This window comes from Synechococcus sp. A15-60, from assembly GCF_014280095.1.
Classification (GTDB): domain Bacteria; phylum Cyanobacteriota; class Cyanobacteriia; order PCC-6307; family Cyanobiaceae; genus Synechococcus_C.
Genome location: NZ_CP047933.1, coordinates 254,723 through 276,328, shown reverse-complemented (window position 1 = coordinate 276,328; position 21,606 = coordinate 254,723). Strand labels below are relative to the sequence as shown.

Here is a 21,606-nt window from a genome sequence, read left to right as displayed (position 1 = left end):
TTCCTAGCTGTCGACGGGCTCAATCGGAGCCAGACGCGGATCCAGGATCTTGGGCCCCATGCCGGCGAATTTCACAGCGATCGAAACCTTTTCGCCACTACCAAAGGTGTGGGTGATTTGACCCTCCCCAAAATTGCTGTGCATCACCCGATCACCCACCGACCAGCTCTTGCCAGGAGCCGGCCCGGCCTGACGGCGCCGCACGGCGTTGGCCGGTGCCCCCGCAGATGCGCTGGGTTGGTCGCGATCGATGCGCGTGAGTCGCTCAAGGCGCTGCTCACGGCGGATCGCGGCTCCCCCGGAACGGGGAATGTCGCCTTGCACCAAGGCTTCCGGCAGTTCTGACAGGAACACGCTGGGCACAGCCGGTTCACGCATCCCGCCCCAGAGACGCCGTTCACTGGCATGGGAAAGGAACAAACGCTCCTTAGCCCTGGTGATGCCGACGTAGCAAAGGCGGCGCTCTTCCTCCAGCGATGCTGGGTCATCGAGGGAGCGATAACTGGGGAACAGTCCCTGTTCCATGCCCACCAGACAGACCACCGGAAACTCCAGACCCTTGCTGCTGTGCAGGGTCATCAAGGTGACCCGATCCGCAGCGGTGTCCTTGCTGTCGGCATCACTGGCGAGCGCAGCCGATGCCAGAAACCCTTCCAGGTCGCCTTCGTCGTTCTCCTCCTGATACTGCAAGCCGGCGTTGACCAGCTCCTGGAGGTTGCGACGGCGCTCCTCGGCCTCGTCCGTGCCTTCGGTGATCAGCTCACTGACGTAACCGCTCTTCTCCATCACCTGTTGGATCAGCTCAGACGGCGGCGTGTCATGCAGCCGCTCCCGCAGACCGTGAATCAGTTCACAGAACTGCAGCAAACCTTTGGCTGAACGTCCTCCGAGGGAACGCACCGCTTCTGGGTCACACACCACATCCCAGAGCGGAATCCCCAGCTGGTTGGCGGCATCAGTGAGCCGCTGAATGGTGGTCTTGCCAATGCCCCGCTTGGGCACATTGATCACCCGCAATAGGCTGACGGTGTCGGCGGGGTTGATCAGCAGACGCAGGTAGCCGAGCACATCCTTGATCTCACGCCGGTCGTAAAAGCGCAGACCACCCACCACGACGTAGGGAATGCGCCAGCGCACCAGGGATTCCTCAATCGCACGCGACTGGGCATTGGTGCGATAGAGGCATGCCATGTCACCCCAGCTCAGCTCAGGGTTGGCGGCTTCCATCATCCGCAGCCTGTGCACAACGGCTTCGGCTTCCGCGATTTCATCGTCGCAGCGCGTCAGAGAGATCAATTCACCCTCACCGCGGGTGGGGCGCAGCACCTTATCGATCCGTTCACTGTTATTGGAAATCAAGGCGTTGGCCGCCTCCAGGATCGTGGCGGTGGAGCGGTAGTTCTCCTCCAGCTTCACCATGGTGCGAGTGGCCCCATCGGGGGCCTGATCGCCAAAATCGTCCTGAAAACCCATCAGGATCGTGAAGTCGGCGGCCCTGAAGCTGTAGATGCTTTGGTCAGCATCGCCCACCACAAACACGGAACGACCCGACCAGTTGTCGTAATGCTGGGGATCCTTGCCACCCGTCACAAGCAGCTTGATCAACTCGTACTGGGTGCGGTTGGTGTCTTGGTATTCATCCACCAACACGTGCGCGAAGCGGCGGTGCCAATAGCCACGCACTTGTTCGTTCTGCTGAAGCAGCTGCACCGGTAGGAGCAGCAGATCATCAAAATCAAGGGCGTTGTTGGCGGCCAGGGCCCTGCGATAACGGCGATAGACGTCGGCAGTGAGCTTGCCGCGTTGCCCCTCTGCATTCGCTTCCAGCTCCTCCGGCAACCAACCCTGGTTTTTGGCATTGCTGATGGCCCAGCGCACCTTCTTGGGCTCGAAGCGCTTGGGGTCGAGCTGAAGTTCCTGGGTGACAATCTCCTTGACGAGGCTCTGAGCATCGGCCTCGTCATAGATGGAAAACTGCTTGGTCCAGCTCAGACCTTCGGCGTCCTTGAATTTGTCGATGTCGTAACGCAGCAGCCGCGCAAACAACGCGTGAAACGTGCCGATCCACAGCTCTTTGGTGACGTCTCGATAGATGCGCGATCGCAGTTGCCGCTGCTCCACTGGCGGCAGGGTGCTCCAGGGCTGGCCGTACTGACTTTGCGCCAGTCGCTGAGCCAGAAGCAATTCCAATCGCTCCTTCATCTCGCGCGCGGCCTTGTTGGTGAAGGTCACCGCGAGAATCTGTGCGGGATCCACACCGTGCTCACCGATCAGGTGCGCGATGCGATGGGTGAGAGCCCGAGTCTTTCCGCTGCCGGCCCCTGCCACCACCAGCAACGGGCCTTCATGGTGATCGACCGCCAGGCGCTGGGCGTCGTTGAGGCCGGCGAGAAAGCTCATGGGCTGATGGTACGGGGGTTCTCCTGCATCGGCGCCGGTGGAGCTACGCAGGCGATGGCCAGCAAATAGCCACTGACCACCTGCTGCAGAGATGTTTGGAGCAGCGTCGACTCCACCAGGGAGGAGGCCAGGATGTAGAGAGCACAAGCCAGACCTGTCCGGCAGAGCGGTGCGGCATCACTACCAAGACCCACCAACAGGCGTTGAAAAATCAACGCCAGCGCGATCACCATCAGCGCCAGCGTCACCAGGCCCTGATCGGCCAAAGCCTGCACAAAGGCGTTGTGGGCATGGGGAATTCCCTTGGTGTAACCCGGCAGAAAAACTCTGGCGGCGCAATAATCCGACACCCTGTCGTATCCCTGACCCGATGCCAAATCAGGCAGCGATTGAAACGCCTGGTGCAAAAAACACTGGACAATCTGGGCTCGTCCCACATCACTCGGGTCTTGGGCAGCAACAGGCCCAGACGGCCAATACAACGTCAGGTTGAACAGCAACGAGAGCAGCAGCACCGAAGCTGCCAGAAGCCGGGCTCGCTTGGCCACCCAGTAGCGATGACGCCAGCACAACTCAGTCACAACGACTGTTGCCAAAGGGAAAAAGAGCGCCGCTCTGGAGCCCGATCCGAAAGCGAGCACAAAGCTCACAGACCCGAGCACTGCTGCAAGCACCGATCGCCAGAAATGCCGCTCAGAACGCCAAAGCCCGTAACCAATCAGAGCGAACAAGCCGTAGAGATAGGCAGAACGATTGATGGTGATCTTCTGAATGCGGACCGCTCCCTGGGGCAACGCATCGCGAAGGGTCGACCAGGGGATGGCATCCAGGTTGCCGTTGAAACGAGAGAACTCCACAAATGGCAGCGAGATAACCACCGTCGCCAACACCAGCCAAAGCGCGATCCGCCACTGATCTTTGGTTTGCTGAAGACCCGCGGCGAAAGCCAGCAGCACCAGCAACAGGTCTGTGGGTGCCGACCCGCTGACGGGATGAATGACAGCGCTGAGGATGACGGCGAGAACGCCGATCAGCACGCCATACACCGGCTGCGAAGGCAGCCAGCGCACCAACTTGAGACAACACCAGAGAGCAAGGATCCAGACCATGCCCGCGGGATTGCCGCTGCGCTCCCACAGCAAGCCCATCAGCGAAAGCGGAAGCAGCAGATCCAGCCAGGGTGATTGCAGCTTGTGGATCAAACCTGCCAAGGGAGCTCATAGGAAGGCCACTCAGCCTGCCAGAAGCGAATGAGCGGAACGTTTGGCGTGAACGAGAATGCGGTGAGTTGTGATCGATCCAGCGTGTCCGCACTTACCCGCTGCCTGCAGGAGGAAGCGGCCGCCATTGCCGCGGCGGCGGAACGGCTCAGCAGCGAGGAGGTCGAGGGGGCCCTGAGCCTGTTGGAGCGCTGTGCCGACTGCAAAGCCAAGCTGGTGATCACAGGGGTGGGCAAAAGCGGCATCGTGGCTCGCAAGATCGCTGCGACCTTCTCCTCCATCGGTTTGATGGCCCTGTTTCTCAACCCGCTCGATGCGTTGCATGGCGACCTGGGCGTAGTGGCCCCCGAAGATGTGTGCCTGCTGCTCTCCAACAGTGGCGAAACCAGCGAACTGCTGGCCATTCTTCCCCACTTGACACGCCGAGGAACCGCACGGATCGCTCTGGTGGGAAGAGCCGACTCCTCACTCGCCCATGGCAGTGACGTGGTGTTGGAGGCCTCCGTTGACCGGGAGGTGTGCCCCCTGAATCTCGCGCCCACAGCCAGCACATCCGTGGCCATGGCCATTGGCGATGCGCTGGCCGCCGTCTGGATGGAACGGCGGGGCATCTCTCCTGCCGATTTCGCTCTTAATCACCCAGCTGGCGCCTTGGGCAAGCAGCTCACGATGACCGTGGCCGATCTGATGGTCCCAGCAGCCAATCTCCACCCGATTCACCCACAAACATCCCTTCCAGATGTGATCAGCACGCTCACGCAGGGCGCGATCGGCAGCAGCTGGGTGGAAAATCCCACACATCCCGGAGGCTTGCTGGGTCTGATCACCGATGGCGACCTGCGGCGCGCGCTGCGTGCTCACGGCCCTGAGCGCTGGCCAATGCTGACTGCGGAAGACCTGATGACCCCTGACCCAATCACCATCAACGCAGACCTGTTGGCGGTTGAAGCAATTCAGCGCATGGAACACAACCGACGCAAACCGATCTCCGTGTTGCCGGTGGTGGATCACAACGGCCAGGTCCATGGCCTACTGCGCCTGCATGATCTCGTCCAGGCCGGATTGGCCTGAACCGGAGGCTCAAGCGAATGCGACGACTGCTGCGGGAATGGCGCTGGCAACGGCTGACCACCTCACTGACCCAGGTGGAGCTCCTTGTGCTGGATGTGGATGGCGTGCTGACGGATGGAGGCCTCTGGCTGGATCAAGAGGGACGCCTGCAGAAACGCTTCGATGTTCGTGATGGGCTGGGGCTGAAACTGCTGCAGAAGTCGGGGCTCCATCTGGCCTTTCTTAGTGGTGGCCATGGCGGCGCCACAGACGTTCGGGCACGCCAGCTGGGAATCGAGCACTGCCTAGTGGGGATCAAAGACAAACCACCGGCCCTTAGAGCCTTGCAAGAACGCGTGGGAGTCACAACACAACGCACCGCTTATCTCGGCGATGACCTCAACGATCTGGCCGTGCGCAGCTGTGTGGGACTGCTTCTCTCGCCTCGCGATGGCGCCAGGCCGCTGCGCCGTCAGGCCAATGCCGTGCTGCATCACCGGGGAGGCCATGGCGCCGTGCGCGAACTGGCCGAGCGGATCCTCAAGGCACGAGGTGACTGGGGCGAGCTGGCGCAACAGGGCTGGCGCGACCGCAATGACTGAAACGCAACATCAGCCCATCTGACGCAGCACCCGATCACGACGTCGTCGCAGAGCTTCACCGAGCTCCGGCCCAGGACGCATGCCCTGAGCGATGAGCTCCCGTGCACTGACCGGTGAGGTCACATGGCGCCAGCGCCCCCACCAACGCAGCAACGGTCGCCGGAATGACGTGTTGTCGAGCACCGCAAGAGCCACCGCTTCCGGCGACCAGCGCTGCTGCTCCAAGCGCTGCGTCCACTCCAACGCATCCCAGCCGCTCCAGGTGTCCCGGTTCACTTCAAGGTCGAGCCATCGACGGCACTTGACCAACTCACCGAGCCAGACCTGCTGCTGGCGAGGAATTTGCAAACGCGAACCCAGCGATACCGGATCAGTGGCCGCCGCTACCAGAACCACCAGCGCGGGGAGGCAGAGACGCCTGCCCTGAAACAGCCGCCGATGCAATCGTGAGTCCTGCTGCAACCCAGCATCAAGGACTGACAAAGCTGACCACTGATGCAAGAGCTGAAGCGCTTGATCCCATGGCTCGCGATCGAGCAGCAACTCCAATTCCATCCGTAACCGTGTGCCTAACGCTGGCGGCACAGCCTCCAACGAATCCCCAGGACGCCAGGCCCAGGGCCATTGAGCCAGTGTGGATTGAATCTGCACCAAGGCATCGGGGGCCAGATGAAACCCCAGGCGGGCGCCATAACGAGCACCGCGAAGAATGCGCGTCGGGTCGTCCGCGACGCTGTTGGCATGAAGAAAAGCCAGTTGACGCCTGGCCAGATGCTCCCGGCCGCTGTGGGGGTCGCAGAGCAGATGGGATCCATCAGCCTGGAGCAACAGAGCCATGGCATTCACCGTGAAGTCACGACGCGCTAGATCCTGCTCGATGCTTCCCAGCTGCACCACCGGGTTCTCTCCGGGTGCGGGGTAAATCTCCATACGAGCGCAGGCCACATCAAGCAGCACTCCATCAACCACCAATTCGGCTGTACCGAACTGAGGATGCAGATGCAGCTCGGGCACGCGCTCATCACCGAACTGTTCGCGCAGATGCTGGACGAAATCCACGCATGACCCTTCCAGCACAAAATCCAGATCCGGCGGGTCACGCCAGGGATCACGGTGCACGTGATGAAGCATGACGTCGCGAACAACACCGCCTACCAGAGCCATCCGTCTCACACCCGAACGTTGCGCCTGATCCATCAGTGCAGCGAGCAGAGCCTTGGGGAGGCCAGAGCCATCAATAGAAATCTGGTCTGTCATATCGGCCTGATCCGGCGGTCAGAAGGACCCTTCAAGGGCAAGAGCAGCAAACGCACCAGAACCACGGCTGCCCCCCGGATGATCACGCAACGACACCCAACAGGCCAATGGCACCAAAAAAGCGACGCCAAAGCCAGCGATCACTCAACCAATGCATGGAGACAATCAAGCCATGACCGTGAATTAGAGTCAATCAAGATGGTGCAGGCAATGAAGACATCGATCATCATTCCCTGCTACAACGAAAAAAATGCCATTCGCGAGACAATCGAAGGCATTGGCTCGGTCATTCAGGAAGCGAAACTCAACGACGTTGAAATTATTGCTGTCAATGATGGGTCCACCGATGGATCCGAGCATGTTCTGAATGCCCTGGCCGCTGAAAGCCTGAGCGGCAATCTGCTTGTGGTGCATCACAAGCGCAATCAGGGCTACGGAGCCGCTCTTAAAACAGGGATCCGACGAAGTCAGAGTGACTACATCTGTATTACCGATGCTGACGGAACCTATCCGAACGAACGCATTCCAGAGCTGATCGAGCAGATCACCAGGAAGGACCTCGACATGGTAGTTGGAGCTCGAATTGGCCCCAACGTTGACTACTCCAAGATCCGCTCCATCCCCAAGATGATCTTGGTGCCATGGGTGTCATTTCTATGTGGCACCGATGTCCCTGACATGAACTCAGGACTGAGAATTTTCAGACGCGATCGGTCACTGGATTTCCTCAAACTTCTACCGGACGGCTTCAGCTTTACAACCACCATTACCATCTGCTTGCTACGCAATCGTTATGCCGTTGAATTCACGCCCATTAGCTATGCAAAGCGAATCGGCAAGAGTCACATCAAACCCATTCGCGACACGCTGCGCTTCACCCAATTAATTCTGCGCACGGGCATGTATTTCGCCCCACTTCGACTTCTTTCTCCGCTGATCGTTGGTCTCGCCGCCCTATTCTGCGCGAGCGCGCTTTATGACTTGATCGCACTCAATAACCTCACCGACAAAACAGTCTTGCTGGGCTTTGCGAGCCTAAATGTGTTCATGTTTGCGCTGCTGGCTGACATGATCGACAAGCGGTCACGCTAACCATCCAGCGGCCAAACTCAAGACTCATGTAAGCCTGACAGAGGGCAACCTACCTGGAGCAATGTGCCTAGATAGCTTTGCTGCAAAATCAACGAATAGCATACTCAGGCAAACGAGAGAAGCTGGAATGAAAGGAGTAGAATAGCGAGGCAAAAAATGGCTCAAGAAGCTGTAAAAAATAAAAAATGAAACTGGCGCAATTGATACCATCAGCCAAGACGACTTCCGCTCAATTAACGACAACAACGGAGCCGCAAGCAAAGCCAAATAAGCCGCAGCATTCAAGGCAATGTATTTCCACTCCCTCGCACGAAATCCCCAGAAGCCTCTCCAACCAATGGGGAGACCCGTCATCAGGGCTTGCAGCGGTTCGCGCCGGAATTGCTGAAGAGCAAAATTTTTCTGCTCATCACTCTTGAGTCCTAGCTCACGAGGAATGCCCCTCTTTCCCCGCTGATAAAACGATTGAACATCGCCATAGCGCTTTTCCTCCAAAGCTTCTTGGTCGCAGTCAAGATCTCGCGTGAAAACCGACAGTCTGCCTCCACAAGAAAAATCATCATCGGAAAGGCCCATCCATGGGCCCAGAAGGTCATGACGTAGATCTCTGGGAGCATAGGCGTAGAAAGCATCACCAAACTGCTGCCAGCTCATCTGATTGAAAACCGACCGAATCAACAGCACATCACCCCCTCCCTGAGCAATGACGAGCTTGGAAAATTCAACTTGATTCCTCACTAACCAAGGTGACACAGTGATCAAAAACCCAAACGAAATCGCAACAAAGGAAAGCCAGAAACGCTTACCGAGTCCCCCGATCACCAATGCCATCAGCGGCAACAGAATCAACGCCACATAAGCCCCAGTTGCCTTCGTTAAAGCCATCAATCCAAAAACCACACCAGAGCCCAAAAGCCATTGCCACGTTCTCGACCGCGATGCCATCAACAACACAACACCCAGCCACACCAGAACCGTGCCAGCAATTAACTCTGTATTCATTCTGTCGACCGCCTTGAGCACGAAGAAACGGTTGACCACGACGATCTGGAACACAGCCAGCCCATGGGCAGCGAGCAAGGGAGCGAAGACCAGTTGTGACGTCAACCAGAGACCCGTAAAGAGAGCGGCAGCCCAAACCAGATTGATCTGTTTGATGACGACTAGAAAGGCTTCTGTAAAGGGTTGTCCTGTTTGATCGAGCAAACCAGGAGACCAAAGATCAGCCATCCTCAAGTAAAATGCCAACAAGAAGTTCGGCAGAGGCTCCCGTCGAAAACCGGGAGTCACATCTGGCGAAATCATCTGATTGCTGTAAACCCCATACTTCGCCAGATTGACACTGGATCGAACATTCTGAGAGGCATCACCACCCAATGAGCTTGCGCTGATCGCATGAAAATCCTGGATCAACATCCAAAGGATTAAAAGAACAACCGCTGCTGCTGCAAAAGTCGTCAGACGTCGGAGGTGCGTAGATGCCATGCCAATCTCAAACGGAACAATTCGCCAAACGACGGGCTTCGTTCAACTGCTCAGGCGTATCGACGGAGAGAGATGTTCCTTCAACGCTGAAGGTGGCAATCGTGTGCCCCGCTTCAATCAAACGCAATTGCTCTAAACGCTCCAGATCTTCGAGCGGTGAGGCGGGCAACTGATCCCAACCCGCAAGCACATCGCCACGGAAGCCGTACATCCCCACATGGCCCCAGTAAGAGGCGTGCTGATGCCATTCCGCAGGGTCCACATCACGCACATGGGGTACCGCGGAGCGGGAAAAATAAAGCGCCCTACCGTCGTGGGCCAGCAATGTCTTGACCACCGCTGGGTTGTGGATGGTGGCAGCAGACAGGCGGTACACGGGCGTCACCACGGCAGGAACCGGATCACGCTTGCCGAACTCCGTCACCATCTGCGTCACCACAGTGGAATCCAAAAAAGGCTGATCTCCCTGCACATTGATCACGGCGGTTTTTAGCAACCGTTGCTGCCGTTGCGCGTCATCCCAGGCATCCGCGGCCTCTCCCCAGGCCAACGCCACCAATTGATCCGCCACAGAGGCAATGCGCTCGCTGCCGGAGCTGCAGGCCTCAGACGTCATCAACACGGGAAAGCCCCAAGCCGATGCCAGCTCCTGCAAACGCTCACTGTCGGTGCAGAGCACCACCGACTCCGGCCCCTCAGCCTCAGCACAACGATTCAGCACACGTTGAATCATGGGCTGACCGCCGATGTCGGCCAGCACCTTGTCGGGTAGCCGTGATGAGGCCAGGCGCGCCGGCACAGCCACCACAGAACGCTGAATCGTCGGTCGCTGCGGGATCGAAGCGGTCATGACCATCAATCCCAAAGCTTCATGGCGTCATCGCGGGCGCCGAACCATTCGGCAGCGAGCACCCCCCCCATGGTGCGCTGCTCGCGAAACCAAGGTCCCCCCAGGGTCCAGTGGAGCAATGTCGGACCGCCGTCCTCTGGTGAAGCCGTCGGAGCATCCTGCACGTCAACCAGATGATTCCAACCGGCATCCAAGGCACCAATTTCATGGTCGCCTTCCAGCCAGTGAAAGCGATGCAACTCCAGCCCGGTGGCCGTGTTCACATAGTCGACCGTGAGCTTGCTGCAGCGCTTGCAGTTGAGCAGCATCAAGGAGCTCCAGTTTTTCTTGGGATAGGCGCTCTGCATTTCCCCCAGAAATTTCACCGTTTCACCGGGCACATGCTCGTGCTGAACGCACATCGCCCCATAGCGGTCATCCCGTTGCTGCCATAGCAGGTTGATGTCGGCTCGGCAGAGCATGTCGCAGTCCATGAACAGCGCCCAGCCCTCGTAACCCATCAAATAGGGCACCAAAAAACGAGTGAAGGAAAAAGCGGTGCTCTGTTTCGGATCACGTTCACGGCGATACAGCCCCTGGGCTTCCAACTGAGGCGTCACCAGCGGGGTGATCGCCAAAGGCGCACTGCTGTACTGATACAAGCTGTCAATCAGCACATTGGTCGCGGCCCGCTCCCGTGGGTCGTAGCCGATGAAAATCGGAATAGGACTCACAGTCACCACGGTGTCGCCTCTGCTGGAGCGCAGATTACGGCCAGTCCAGACATCAGCCTTAAGCTTTCGCCCCGAAGCAGTCACAGCATGAGCGCGCGGCAGGTCTCCTTGGGATCCATCACCTTCGCCAATAACGCTCCCTTCGTGTTGATCGGTGGCGTCAATGTGCTGGAGTCGCGCCAGTTTGCGTTGGATGCCGCTGGGCAGTACAGCGACGTCTGCAAACGACTCAACATCCCGCTGGTGTTCAAGGCCTCCTTCGACAAGGCCAATCGCTCATCGATTCATTCCTATCGAGGGCCAGGACTGGACGAGGGCCTGACGATCCTGCAGGCGGTGAAAGACACCTACAACATTCCGGTGATCACCGATGTGCACACACCGGAGCAAGCCGCACCAGCCGCGGCCGTCTGCGACATCATTCAATTGCCTGCCTTTCTTGCCCGTCAGACCGATCTGGTGGAGGCGATGGCCCGAACAGGATCAGTGATCAACATCAAAAAGCCGCAATTCCTCAGTCCATCGCAGATGGGCAACCTGGTGGAGAAATTCCGCGAATGCGGCAACGAACAACTGTTGATCTGCGAACGAGGCAGCAACTTCGGCTACGACAATCTCGTGGTCGACATGCTGGGCTTTGGCGTGATGAAGCGCTGCTGCGATCAGCTGCCGCTGATTTTCGATGTCACCCACGCGCTTCAGTGCCGTGATCCTGGAGGTGCCGCCTCAGGCGGCCGTCGCAGCCAAGTGGTGGACCTGGCGCGGGCTGGCATGGCCGTTGGACTGGCGGGCTTGTTTTTGGAGTCACACCCAAACCCGGATCAGGCCCTCTGTGACGGACCGAGCGCCCTGCCACTGCAACAGCTGGAAGCATTCCTAAGCCAGGTGAAAGCCATCGACGACGTGGTCAAAGCCATGCCCGAGCTCGACATTCGCTAATTAATGCGAAAAAGGACAACGGTGTTTGAACAGTGCTGGAGCCTCTGGCTGTCCGCCCTGACCGGGATCACCTTGATCATCAGCGCGGGGCTGGCAGTTTGAATTCAGTCCGGTGCTAGCGGGTTCAGCGCACTTCTTGAACACACCCGGGAGTCACTGCGGAGCCATTCCAACGACATCGCCGATAGGGGATTCATCGCTGTTTTGGTTGTTCTCGCAGCACTGCTGATTCGTTGCATCCTCAAGACCAGCGCAGCTGAGCAAGTCCGCGGTGCTCTTCTCCGGCTGCAGGCCGTTCCAGAATCCGGGCGGTCTCTCCCAGGCCAACAAGTTGGGGGTAAGCCCCCAGGGCCAGATCCAGAATCGTGGTGCCGCTATGCCCGAGGCCACGGATCAGCAGAAGCCTGGGCCTGGCTGGCAAAGCACCTGTCATCACAGCCGTGCCCCGCGATGTACCTCGCAGTCGTCGATGACTTGACGCAGCAGCTGCTCAACCTGCCGGAGGTGATGCTCGATGGTGAACTGCTCCTGAATGCGCCGGCGCCCGCAGTCTCCCAGACGTGCCGCCAGATCCGGCTCCATCAGCAGACGTGCCATCGCCCGCGCCATGCCGGCTTCGTCACCTTCCTCCACCAGCAGCCCTGTCTGTCCCTCCAGCACCACCTCAGGGATACCGGCATGACGGGTCGCCACCACCGGCAGACCACTGAGTTGGGCTTCCATCACCGCCACAGGATTGCCCTCGCTGTCACCATCCGGGGCCACCATCGAGTGCTGCACGAACCCCCGCACCTCACGCATCAGCTGCGCCACCCGGTCCTGGGAACGCACGCCCAGAAATCGCACCTGCTCCTGGAGGCCAAGCTCCACCACCAACGACCGTGCCGAGGCCAGCAGCGGGCCCTCTCCCACCATCCACAGCTCGGGCTTCAGCCTGGCCACAGCGGGATCACGGCAGAGCAAAGCAAAGGCTCGCAGCGTCTGCAGCGGACCTTTCTTGGCCACAAAACGCCCCACCGCCAACAGCACTGGTGGCGCCGCGGCCGGGTCGCTGCCCTGAAACAAAGCGGCATTGGCACCGGAGGGACTGATCAGCAAGCGATCCGCTGGTGCACCCAGCGCCAACAGGGTGTCGGCCATCGGTCTGGATTTAACGATCACGCCGGCGGCCATGGCCAGCAGACGCCGGTAACGCCCCTTCAGCAAACCCAAGCGACGCTCCGCCGAGGCATCGGAACCGCGGAAATGCACCACCAGGGGCACACCGGACCAGGCGCAGGCCTCCATCACCCGCACCGCTTCAAAACCGAACTCCACCATCACCACATCCGGTTGATGGCGACGGATCAGGGCCAAGGCCACGCAGGCTGCCGGCAGCCCTGCCAGACGCAGCCAATGCAAACGCGTGAACAGCTTGCTGAGCAGGATCGAACTGCCGTAAGCCAGTCGCCACGGGGCCTTCAGCGGTCGTTCGTCGCCGAAGTAGGCCGTCAAGGTCAACGACAACCCACTGAGATTGGCGCGAATGAAGGTTTCACTGGCGGCGCGGGCTGTGGGGGCCAGCACAAGCACCCGCTCGCGGCCGTCGCTGCGAGCGGAGGCAACCCGACTCATGGCTGCGCTGGCAGGGCCAGCACCGAACGCCAGTGGAGCTCCACCACATCCCAGTCGAGTGAGCGCAGGGTGGTGCGGGCGGCAGCGCCGTAGCGATCGCGCAGATCGCCATCGCGCATCAGCTGCTGCAGAGCCGTCGCGAACGCGCTCACGTCGTCACAGGGCACCACCAGCCCCTGCCGGCCATCAGTCACCATCTCCAACGGACCAGGGGAGGCATCACTCACCACCGATGGCAGCCCTGCGGCCATGGCCTCAAGCAACGCATTGGGCATGCCTTCAAAGCGCGACGGAAGCGCAAAGATCGACGCGCGGCGCATGAACACCAAGGGATCCGAACGGAACCCCTCGAAGCGAATCGACTCCCTGAGCCCCGCATCGCTGGCCAGTGCTTCCAGGGCCTGGCGCTCCGGTCCATCGCCAACCAGGGTGACGCGCCAACCTTCGCGAACCGACGGCGGCAGGGATGCGAAGGCACGGATCAGCACATCCAGGCCCTTCTGGGGCACCAGCCGCGCCACCGCCAGCACCTCTCGCTGCCGATCGTTGGACTGTTCTTCTCGCTCGACAACGCTCAGTCCACCAGGAAGTGGATTCGGCAACAGGTCCAGACGTTTCCATGGCCCCATGGCCTGCAAAGCCTTCAACACCCCCTCGGTGTTGGCAGTCACCACATCGGCACGGCGGTAAAAAATACGGCGCAAGTGGCTCCACAGATGATCGAGTCGCTGGCGTCGAGGGTCATTCCGCTCAGAAACCACCAAATGCACTGGCAGATCCCAAACCGCAGCAGCACAAAGGATGTTGGTTTTGGTTAGCAAAGCCAAAACCCGCCTTGGCCTCTCTTTCTGCATCAGCTTCCGAAGCCGGACGTAACGAAGGCCTCCAATGCCCTCCATACACCAACACAGCAGCTGCGTCACAAAAGAATCAGAGCCTGGGTGGACCTTGTGTTCGCACCAAGGCCAAGTCAATTCAATGAGCCATAAACCGACTCGGCTTACATACCTCCTAAGACGTAAAACCTGAGCAAAAGTAAAGCGACGTCCTCGGGCCAACAAGGAACGATTCCAGTTGTCTCGCAACGGTCCCAGATCAAAAACCTCCACTCCAGCAGGAAGTTGATGCTTAATCGGATGCTCATGGCGGAGCGAAAGGATCCTCACTGTGAAACCTTGTGTCGCGAAATGCTCAGCCGCTAGAAGACCAACTTTTTGAGCTCCACCAGCTCCGATATGGGGCAAAACAACCCATAAATCATCCATGGCGGAAGGAACTCATGGCTTCCAGAAAATCACGCCGCAGGCGCTCTGAGGCATAACGCTCGCGCACTGCTGCAGCTCTTGCACCGAGCTGATGGCAACGCTCAGGATCCTGGAGCAAACCATCAATCGCGTCCACCCAATCACCAGTCGCAGCCTGAGCGGACAGCAACAAACCGTTCTCTCCATGCCGGATGAGATCCGATGGTCCTGTCAGACAATCACTGGCAATGCAGGCACACCCAGCGGCCATCGCCTCGAGCAACACATTGGGGAATCCCTCGAAGCGCGATGGCAACACGAAGACCGTTGCCCGCTCATACCAACCTGCCATGCTGCCGCTGACACCGGGCAACAGCAACCTGCGTTGCAAATCAACGCTGTCGCCCAGGAGTTGACGTAACTCTGCTTGTTGGTCTCGGCCGTGGTAACTGCCTGGAGCGAGTCCAAGCAAAGCCAAATGCAGGTTGGGTGTCCGCTGCCCCAGCTCAGCAAACACCGGCATCAAGCGATCAAATCCCTTCTGATGTGACTTCGTGCCCGCCGCAAGGATCAGGGGCACTTCGGGAGGCAGACAGTCGTCTGGAGACAGCACAGGTTCTCGGTCGGGGAGCGGCCAAGACACCGGATTGGGCAACAACCTTTGCCGTGTCACACCACAATGCTGTCTGAGCCATGAACCGACAGGCTTGGTTTGCACGAAATGCAAATCAGCTTTTGGGTAGGTGAAGCGCCGCAACCAACGCCAAGGCAGTGAAGGAGGCTTGGCCGGGGGGTAGTTGCGCTCTGAGACAACGGTTCGCACCCGCAAACCCATACTGGCCAAGAGCACTTTCACCGCAGGCAGCGTGGTCACACCCACCACCACATCGGTGCGGTAATCACACAACATCTGACGCAAGGCAAGCAGCCGCCAGGGGAAAGCGAACCAACCCAGCCGCTCCAGTAGGGGTGACAGCCTGGGCTCCACCCACCGTTCCACCCCTTCCGGCACGGGGTAGGCATCACGGCCGGATCCATGCCGCGTAATCACCAACACCTGCCAACCTTCATTGCGGCCCCAGCAGGCCCAGCGCAGCAATACTCGTTCTGCGCCGCCAAGCTTGAGCGAATCAATCATGAACACCACCCGCAACGGGGTCATCAAACCGACCCAAGCGACTGAAGAAAGCTCTCGGCCTTCTCAGCGCGTGCACGAAGCAGGTTGGGGAAATAAACAAGGAGAACAGGATCCACCAGTTGTTCCAGCGATGGACGACTCAATCGCTGAGCTGAAGACCAGCGGCAAGCGTTGAGCATCGTCACTACTTCATCGGCAAAGCCCCTGTGATCTTCGTGGGTTTTCGCAGAGATCACATCAAAGCGATCGGCATGGCAAGCCTGGCGCAGACGCTCCATCTCATTGACCACGACATCAAAACACTGCGGATCGTCGGCATGCCATGCCATCACCGCTGCAATGGTGAGGCTGCGCATGATGTTGCGGGTCATGCGCGTGGCCGTGGTGCGATCAATGGCGAACGGGTCATACCGTCGCGCGCTGGCCAACAGTTCAAGCGAGGCCTGTTGCAAAGCCACCGTATCTTTCAACGCCATCAAGGCCCGAAGACGCGTGAGTTGAGCTGAGATCAGCAGCTTGGCCCGGTTCTCCCGATTGGGCTTGAGGCAGCGGTAAGTGTCGGGATCAGCCTCCAGCTCAGACAAAATCATCTCCAGCCCCTGGACCCCCCGACGCAACGCCGCCACATCCTTGGCGTCGATGGCCCGATAGGTGCGCACCACCCGGCAATATCCGGCGTAATGCATCGGCAAAGCTGTGCTGGACGCCAGTACATCGAACATGGCCAGCTGATCGATGCGACTGCCCGGTCGAGACCCGCGGCGGAACAGCAGCTGATGCAGTACTTCGGCTTTACCGTCTTCCTCCCAGATCCGTTCAATGAGACGACAGCCTTCGCAGTTGTCGCCCTGGGCGAACCGACGCCGGGCCAGATCACTCAGCAACACGATGTTGGATGGTTCCCGCACGAGCCAGCGACGCAGCCAACCTTCAGCCCGTGCCGTTTGATCCAGCCGCTCCAGCACACCCAGCAGAGCGAGGCGTAGCTGAGCAAAAACCTGGGCCCGACTCCACTGATGACGGAAACGATGGTAGGGAGGAGCCTGTGGAGCGAACGGCTCATCAGGCATCAGTCCGTGCTGACTGAGGCGATCGAGCATCGCCTTGGTCCGCGTTTGGTAGGTATGTCGCTGCGCACGCTCAAGCCGGCGCTCCAGGGCCGGCCCCTCTCCAGCCAGCGCCTGCTGAATCGCGGCTTCAAACGCAGACACTTCAGGCTGACAAAGCAACGCCACATCCCCCTGATCACGTAAGGAGGGGATCGCCGTCGCCACCACCGGACGACCGGCCGACAGGTACTCGAAGAATTTCATCGGGTACATATGACGGGTGTAGTCGTTGAGCTGCAGCGGCAACAAGGCCACATCGGCATGGGCGAGATAGGCGGGGAGGCTTGCATAAGCCCTCGGGCCCACTTGATGCACATGCGGGAACCGCTGCCAGCTGCTGACGTCAGTACTGGGATCGGTCTCACCCACTGGACCAATAAACAAATAGGTCCAATGAGGGGTTCGCTCCATCAAGGCCTCGAGCATGTGGAGATCGAGCTTGTAGGCATCGATCGCACCGATAAAAATGAGCACTGGCCCCTTAGTGGCTGGCCAATCCACGGGTCGGGGAAGATCCTCCAGGAGAGCCTGACCGAAATGGGCAGCGTCCGCCACATTGCCGAAACCATGGCTGCCGGCATTCAGCGGCCCAAGCGACGCCTGAAGTTGCGGTGAGGTGGTGAAGAGCGCATTGGCGACAGTGCAGAGATCACGCTCGGCCGCCTCCAGTGCCTGCACCGGCATCCCGGGCTGCGCCTGAATGCGATCCACGCAGAGATACACCACGGCATGAAACCGGCTTAAGCGCAAATAGGCGCGGGTGAGGGGATTAAAGGTCCAGAGCAACGGACGGCGCAGGTCAAGAAGACAATCGGCCACCAACAAGCTGAGATTGAAACTCCAGTGGTTGAGGAATCCAGCCCATCCGCGGGTCCGGCCCGGCAGCACCAAAGGAGACAGAACCCAAACTCCCGGCCTCACCTTGCGCGGCCCACACAATCCCCGCAACAATCGTCTCAGGATGCGGCCCGAATCAGAGCGATCAACCCGGGGGCCGCGGACCCCCAGAGAATCCACATACAGCACGCGATGACCCAGCTCAGCCAGCGCACAAGCCACGTGCTGCTTATTGGTCCAGAGCGGATGATCCCAGTCTGAGGTGGCCAGAAGAACGATATCGGCCACGACTAACTAAACCGCATCCAACATGGTCATTTCACGGAAGCTTGCTGAAGTCTTCGTCAGAGTCTGGAAGTCTCCAGAGGCAATAATTCGCCCCTGATCCACCTCATAGATGCAATCGCACTTTTTCACAGTGGAGAGTCGATGTGCGATGACCACCTTGGTGCAGCGCCGCCCCACGAGATCCAAGGCCTGCATCACATCGTGCTCTGTTTTGTTATCGAGAGCACTAGTCGCCTCATCAAGCACCATCAAGCGAGCACGCCGATAGAAAGCTCTTGCCAGCGACAATCGCTGACGCTGGCCACCTGAAAGCTTGATGCCATTTTCTCCACACATCGTGAATAACCCATAGGGCATCTGCGCGACATATTCTGAAAATTGGGCTGCTTCAAGAGCGGCCCAAACCTGATCGTCATCGATGGTGTCGGGGTCTTCGCAGAAAGCCACATTCTCGCGAACGCTTGCATCGAGCAGCCGAATGTTCTGAGGAACGAAAGCGCAATTGGCCTGCCAAGCAGGCATCTCTTCGTCAGAAACTGGCACTCCGTCGAGCAACAACCTGCCGCTTGTCGGAGTGTAGAGACCAAGCAAAATTTGGGCCAACGTTGTCTTCCCGCTTCCCGTCCGACCAACAAGGGCGACGCGAGACCCCACAGGTATTGTTAGAGAGATTGACCGAAGAACTTTTACATCGCTACCAAGATAGCTAAAATTAACATTATTTAATTGAATAAGGCGCCTTGGCATCACCCCCTGCGGAGAAGGAACTCCTGGATCACCAAGCGACAATCTCTGGGGTGACATTCTCAATAGCTCAAGCGCATCTTTAACCTCTGGCAGACCCCCACGCAACTTATTAATGTTGCGAAACACAGCTTGCAAAGGACCAGCAATTCTCAAAAGAACAACCATGGTAGTAGCTAATTCAGGGAGAACATCCCTCAAACTTTCGTTGTTGCCTGAAGCAATAACAGGAGCCAGGCCAACAGCAAATAAAATAGTAATCCCAGCTGGTTCAATCACAAACCGAGGAACATTAGGGAGCAATGTTGAGATTCTTTCATTTCGCTTAGCAGCGACTCCTTCACGAGAAAATCGAGATACAAAATAATTATGAGAAGAGTAAAGCTGAATGTCTCTCATTGACTGGATGGATTCAGAAAATATGATTTTCAAACGCCGCGAATATCTATTCTTTTGCCTTAATGCAAGCCGCAAGTAAGGGGTGATAATTTTCGAAGAAAGCGCATAGGCCGCTAGCATTAATAAAAAAACGAGTAGAGTTGATCCACCCAGAACAAATACAACTCCAACGATTAAAGAAATGACTGATAATAAACTTCCCGCAATTGCAATCATTGGTGTGATCACAGCGCCCGTCACTCTGTTTAAAATTCGATTGAAACGCTCAGAGAGGACAGACGTTCGCTTATGCATGAAAAACTCATACCGCTGCAACATCAGGTTTCGATAAACCTTATTCACAAGATCCGCCCATATTTCAGCCGTCAAGAGTGATTCGAGAAGCGCCACGCCGAAGCGAATCCCTGAAGCCAGCCAGTACGCAGAGATCAGCAGAACAACAATCCATCCCGCTTGATCCAGCAGTCCGCCACCGAAAAAACGGATCCCGGGGATTTGATCTCCGAGCTTGGCGCCTGCCAGTAGACCTACCAGACGGGCCAGCAAGCCCACCAAGAAAATATCAATCAGACCTTGAACAAACGAGGCCATCAGCACCAAGCCGAGGAAGCGCAGACGCTTGGGAGACAGTTCCTGCAGCAGCAGCTTCAGTTCATTCCAGGTCTGGCTTTTCAGTTGCATGGACGAAGGTTCTGGCGCCAGTGCTTCGGTGGCCAACACCAGTCCTGACAATGCGTATTAAAGACTGCAAGCCCGCTGGGTCAGGGCGATGGCAGCCAGCCGGGCAACCGATTGGCCACCCTGCTCTGGAGTCGATCCCAACGCTGCCTCCAACGCAAGCGGCGTGTCGAAGGCGAACGCAAAGCCGCCGCGGTTGACACTCCCGAGGCGCCATGGACCTGGAGATCCTCCAATTGCGTCAGAACATGGCTCCATCGCTCACACCAGCGCCGCTCCGCCACTTCGGAAAGAAGACCGTCGAGCGTGACCGCATCCGGCAACCATGCATCAGGGTTGGCGACCGCAGCAACAATGCGCGCTTGGTCGTTCGCCAGCGTGCCCTGACCGATCTGATGGGCTGTGGCCCCGGGGGTCAGCATGTCCGCCAGAGCGTGATTAAAGCTGCTGAACACCACGCAGCCGCAGGCCAGCGCCTCCAGCGGCGGCAAACCGAAACCCTCACTCACCCCACGACCACGCCAATACTCGGCCGAGTCATAGAGGTAAACCTTGGAGTGGTTGAACAACGCCACCAGATCGTCAACCCAGCCGCTCTGGACCTCCACTCGCAAACCTTGCGCTTGCAAGGCCGGCACCAGTTGATTCAGCACATAGGGGCTGCTTTTGCGACGCTGGACCAGCACATCAATCGACCGCTCAGACCGAGTGCTTCCCGCGACAGAACTGGGGCGCAACCCCCTCTCGACCCAGTGGGGTTCGAGGGCATTGGGCACCAGAAACAAGGGATTCCGTGGCGCACGATCGGCCCAGTAGCCCAGGGTGTTGCGACTGACCGCAACCACCGGGACCCCAGGCGGCAGATCAAATCGATAGCCGCTGCTATGGGCCTGATAGACCACAGGGCGCCCGCGCAAACGTTCCAGGGAGCGGGGAACATCAAACCCCCAGCTCACGATCCAAAGGGCATCACTTGGCGCCGACTCAGCGCGCAGCAGATCGTCGAGGAAGGGGTGCTCGTCACTGCGTTCCCGATAGGTGACCACCTGCGTAGGCCGCAGCGTGGACAGCAAGCGAGCGGTCTGCAGCGCCACACGGAGACCACCACAACGAAAACGGGTTCCGGTGCCAGGCACCAGAACCCGAATGGAATTGAACCTCACGGAGGAGGGTTCCGTTGGTGTCATCAAGCGGCAGCCGCTTCCGTGCTGCCCGCTCGCTGACGGCGGGTGAGGAATCCAAAGAGCACCTTGCCGATGGCAGCCACGAGGTTGCCCTCGAGCTCCTTAAACATGTTCATGTTCAAGTGGAACGCGTTGTTGGCCTCTTCAACGATGCGATCAGCCGTGGCTTGATCGATTGGCAACGTGTCCATGGTGGAGCGGTAGGTGGTTTTGAAGGCCTTTTCGTCAGCAATGTCATCAAAAACGTAAAAGCGCAGGCCGTCGTCACCGTCCATGTTCATCGCTTTCTGGGCGATGTTCTTGAGGATCTGTCCACCAGAGAGATCACCCATGTAACGGGTGTAGTGATGGCCCACCAACAGCTCAGGAGATTCCTTGGCCAGGGCATGAATGCGCTCCACGTAAGCAGCAGCGGACGGGGAAGGCTGGATCTGGTCCTTCCAGTTGTCACCGAAGTAGTAGGCCAGATCCTGCTCCAAGGACTGACGGCGGTTGAGCTGCTCCATACTCACCGGACCCACGACAGGGTGATCGGTCAGCTGGCCCATTTCGTCTTCCATCGCGGAATAGACGAAATAGAGATCAGCCACCAGCTTGCGGTAACTGGACTTGTCGACGACGCCTTTCAGGAAGCAGCTGACGAAACCAGTGTTCTCGGCCATGGTGTGAGCCTTTTTGGTGCCTTCGCGGAGCTGAGCGGCCAATGCGACGGACATGGAATGGAGACGTAATCGGTAAAAGCAACCATAAAATTGATCTCATG

Annotated in this window: 18 protein-coding genes; 4 read left to right on the top strand and 14 right to left on the bottom strand. The window is 58.5% G+C overall.

Annotated elements, in window-relative coordinates; all coding sequences use genetic code 11:
• Positions 1–3: 3 nt before the first annotated feature.
• Positions 4–2,400, bottom strand: a complete 2,397-nt coding sequence (locus tag SynA1560_RS01250; protein ID WP_186500986.1) for a UvrD-helicase domain-containing protein — start codon at positions 2,398–2,400, stop codon at positions 4–6.
• A complete protein-coding gene (locus SynA1560_RS01245; protein WP_255477013.1) occupies positions 2,397–3,611 on the bottom strand; it encodes an O-antigen ligase in 1,215 nt (404 codons plus the stop codon). Before SynA1560_RS01245 ends, SynA1560_RS01250 begins: the two co-directional genes overlap by 4 nt.
• Positions 3,612–3,650: 39 nt before the next feature.
• Here SynA1560_RS01245 and SynA1560_RS01240 point away from each other — a divergent pair, with 39 nt between their 5' ends.
• Both SynA1560_RS01240 and SynA1560_RS01235 read left to right on the top strand, forming a co-directional pair.
• Positions 3,651–4,691, top strand: a complete 1,041-nt coding sequence (locus tag SynA1560_RS01240) for an SIS domain-containing protein (protein ID WP_186500985.1) — start codon at positions 3,651–3,653, stop codon at positions 4,689–4,691.
• 17 nt (positions 4,692–4,708) lie between these two features.
• Positions 4,709–5,272, top strand: coding sequence for an HAD family hydrolase (locus SynA1560_RS01235; RefSeq protein WP_186500984.1), 564 nt, complete (start codon positions 4,709–4,711; stop codon positions 5,270–5,272).
• A gap of 9 nt (positions 5,273–5,281) precedes the next feature.
• On the opposite strand, the gene SynA1560_RS01230 is transcribed toward SynA1560_RS01235, so the two are convergent.
• Positions 5,282–6,469 (bottom strand): CCA tRNA nucleotidyltransferase, encoded by a 1,188-nt coding sequence (locus tag SynA1560_RS01230; RefSeq protein ID WP_255477012.1) that lies wholly within the window; start codon positions 6,467–6,469, stop codon positions 5,282–5,284.
• On the opposite strand from SynA1560_RS01230, the gene SynA1560_RS01225 reads away from it, so the two are divergent.
• Positions 6,455–7,621: a glycosyltransferase family 2 protein gene (locus SynA1560_RS01225; protein WP_255477011.1), complete on the top strand. Its 1,167-nt coding sequence runs from the start codon at positions 6,455–6,457 to the stop codon at positions 7,619–7,621. The two genes, SynA1560_RS01230 and SynA1560_RS01225, sit on opposite strands and share 15 nt — an antisense overlap.
• A gap of 24 nt (positions 7,622–7,645) precedes the next feature.
• Here SynA1560_RS01225 and SynA1560_RS01220 read toward each other — a convergent pair whose 3' ends face one another.
• Genes SynA1560_RS01220 through SynA1560_RS01210 form a run of 3 tightly spaced genes read right to left on the bottom strand, consistent with a single transcriptional unit; the run spans position 7,646 to position 10,678 of the window.
• The gene (locus SynA1560_RS01220; protein ID WP_186500982.1) at positions 7,646–9,106 is read right to left on the bottom strand and encodes a hypothetical protein; all 1,461 of its coding nucleotides are present in this window, start codon (positions 9,104–9,106) and stop codon (positions 7,646–7,648) included.
• A 7-nt stretch (positions 9,107–9,113) separates the two neighbouring features.
• Complete coding sequence (kdsB, locus tag SynA1560_RS01215; protein ID WP_186500981.1) at positions 9,114–9,956, bottom strand: 3-deoxy-manno-octulosonate cytidylyltransferase; 843 nt, start codon at positions 9,954–9,956, stop codon at positions 9,114–9,116.
• A gap of 5 nt (positions 9,957–9,961) precedes the next feature.
• Complete coding sequence (locus tag SynA1560_RS01210) at positions 9,962–10,678, bottom strand: hypothetical protein (RefSeq protein ID WP_186500980.1); 717 nt, start codon at positions 10,676–10,678, stop codon at positions 9,962–9,964.
• Positions 10,679–10,756: 78 nt separating this feature from the next.
• Here SynA1560_RS01210 and kdsA point away from each other — a divergent pair, with 78 nt between their 5' ends.
• Entirely contained in the window at positions 10,757–11,608 is an 852-nt protein-coding gene (gene kdsA, locus SynA1560_RS01205) for a 3-deoxy-8-phosphooctulonate synthase (RefSeq protein ID WP_186500979.1), read from the top strand.
• A 241-nt stretch (positions 11,609–11,849) separates the two neighbouring features.
• Here kdsA and SynA1560_RS01200 read toward each other — a convergent pair whose 3' ends face one another.
• From SynA1560_RS01200 to SynA1560_RS01165, 8 genes are all read right to left on the bottom strand, one after another.
• The gene (locus SynA1560_RS01200) at positions 11,850–12,041 is read right to left on the bottom strand and encodes a hypothetical protein (RefSeq protein ID WP_370523173.1); all 192 of its coding nucleotides are present in this window, start codon (positions 12,039–12,041) and stop codon (positions 11,850–11,852) included.
• Positions 12,041–13,222 (bottom strand): glycosyltransferase, encoded by a 1,182-nt coding sequence (locus SynA1560_RS01195; protein ID WP_186500978.1) that lies wholly within the window; start codon positions 13,220–13,222, stop codon positions 12,041–12,043. The genes SynA1560_RS01200 and SynA1560_RS01195 overlap by 1 nt, the downstream gene beginning before the upstream one ends.
• Complete coding sequence (locus tag SynA1560_RS01190; RefSeq protein ID WP_370523172.1) at positions 13,219–14,145, bottom strand: glycosyltransferase; 927 nt, start codon at positions 14,143–14,145, stop codon at positions 13,219–13,221. Before SynA1560_RS01190 ends, SynA1560_RS01195 begins: the two co-directional genes overlap by 4 nt.
• A 334-nt stretch (positions 14,146–14,479) precedes the next feature.
• Positions 14,480–15,628: a glycosyltransferase gene (locus tag SynA1560_RS01185; protein WP_186469917.1), complete on the bottom strand. Its 1,149-nt coding sequence runs from the start codon at positions 15,626–15,628 to the stop codon at positions 14,480–14,482.
• Complete coding sequence (locus SynA1560_RS01180; RefSeq protein WP_186500976.1) at positions 15,628–17,838, bottom strand: glycosyltransferase; 2,211 nt, start codon at positions 17,836–17,838, stop codon at positions 15,628–15,630. Before SynA1560_RS01180 ends, SynA1560_RS01185 begins: the two co-directional genes overlap by 1 nt.
• A gap of 6 nt (positions 17,839–17,844) precedes the next feature.
• The gene (locus SynA1560_RS01175) at positions 17,845–19,662 is read right to left on the bottom strand and encodes an ABC transporter ATP-binding protein (RefSeq protein ID WP_186501530.1); all 1,818 of its coding nucleotides are present in this window, start codon (positions 19,660–19,662) and stop codon (positions 17,845–17,847) included.
• An 80-nt stretch (positions 19,663–19,742) separates the two neighbouring features.
• Positions 19,743–20,846, bottom strand: coding sequence for a glycosyltransferase (locus SynA1560_RS01170; RefSeq protein WP_186500975.1), 1,104 nt, complete (start codon positions 20,844–20,846; stop codon positions 19,743–19,745).
• Positions 20,846–21,559 (bottom strand): heme oxygenase (biliverdin-producing), encoded by a 714-nt coding sequence (locus SynA1560_RS01165; protein WP_186469914.1) that lies wholly within the window; start codon positions 21,557–21,559, stop codon positions 20,846–20,848. Before SynA1560_RS01165 ends, SynA1560_RS01170 begins: the two co-directional genes overlap by 1 nt.
• Positions 21,560–21,606: the final 47 nt, after the last annotated feature.